The sequence below is a fragment of the Candidatus Schmidhempelia bombi str. Bimp genome, from assembly GCF_000471645.3.
Classification (GTDB): Bacteria; Pseudomonadota; Gammaproteobacteria; order Enterobacterales; family Orbaceae; genus Utexia; species Utexia bombi.
Window position 1 is genome coordinate 1 of record NZ_AWGA01000097.1, and the last position, 1,268, is coordinate 1,268.

Annotated in this window: 2 pseudogenes; both read right to left on the bottom strand. The window is 38.1% G+C overall.

From position 1 onward, the window contains the following. Nucleotides 1-435, bottom strand: a pseudogene (locus O970_RS09015) (hypothetical protein); the annotation flags it as partial. Between the two features lie 3 nt (nt 436-438). Beyond that, nucleotides 439-1,268, bottom strand: a pseudogene (locus O970_RS09020) (hypothetical protein); the annotation flags it as partial.

A 1,268-nucleotide genomic window follows, 5' to 3' on the forward strand; every position in this document is an offset into this window, starting at 1 on the left:
ATTTCTTGTTGTTCCTCTTATATTATCATCCAAATTACGAGCTTTAGAAAAATAAAGGTGGAATTGCTTTTCAGCCTCATTGCCCAACCAGCTCGTATCGACGCCCATATCCATATACATGCCTTTAGCGTCACTGCCAATTCTACCACCAGAAGGGTAGGCTTTAAGGTCATTATGTAATCGTAAAATATAGGCTTCTTCTAAATAGTTTAGGGTTCGCCGTAAATTAGGCAGTACACAACTGCCCCACGTTATATCTAATTGTTGGTTAATCGCGCGATTGCGGTAATCTGCTGGAATATGCCGCATAATCTCTAAATATCGACTTTCGGCAATCTCTATCGCTTTTTTGTAGTGTTCATACCGTTTTTTATATGCATCAACGGTAATAGTTTGTTCAAGTAAATAACACTCTTGTGGATGTAATATGCCCATTTTCTATTCCTCTTTTATTTTAAACCAATTACCAATATTTTTGGTTAAATCAGGAACGCCCAGATAGGTGATCCCATTATCTTGATAATTAATTTCACCATAGCCCCAGTTAGTTGGTTTACGTCCACTAATATGTGAACGCTCTAAATGTTTGGGGTCAACAACAATTTGCACCGCGCCACCAGGAATATAATAAACTGTTTCATCAATTTCTTGAGATGCAGCTTTCCCTTCCCAGACTTTTAAGGTTTTTCCTTCTGGTACGGTATAGGTAATATATTCCCCATTACCATTCCATCCTGTCAGCACCGCATATTTTTCACGCCACTCTGCGCGTGAGGTTAATTTTTCAAACTCTTCAATCCGCATCCAACATGTTGAGTTATCAGCGCTTTTCGGATCAATGACGCGCGCAAGTTTAGTCCCTGCTGGTAACTCTGTTGCTGCTAAATCGTGGAAAGTTTTAAAACCCTTGTTTAATGGACCTAATCCATTTTCTGAAATATCAGGATAACCTTTAGTTATTAATTTTTTATATTCATTATCTAAGTTGTCTATTGCTTTTAATTTATTACCCGATCTTCGATAATAACTAGGTAACTTATCCGCCTGCTTAATAATTTCATGATCCTTTATACGGTTTATTTTATCGAAATTAGTCCCATGGGAGACTCGAAACATATCATCACTTTCATGATGTAACCGATAAATAAAACGCTCTATTAGCTCATTGACTGGCGCCAGGGCATTGGCTATATAGCGATCGGATAAATTCCGAGTATGATGTAGTTGCCTCCATACGGCTTGAGTCTGTTTCACCATTTTTTCCGGTA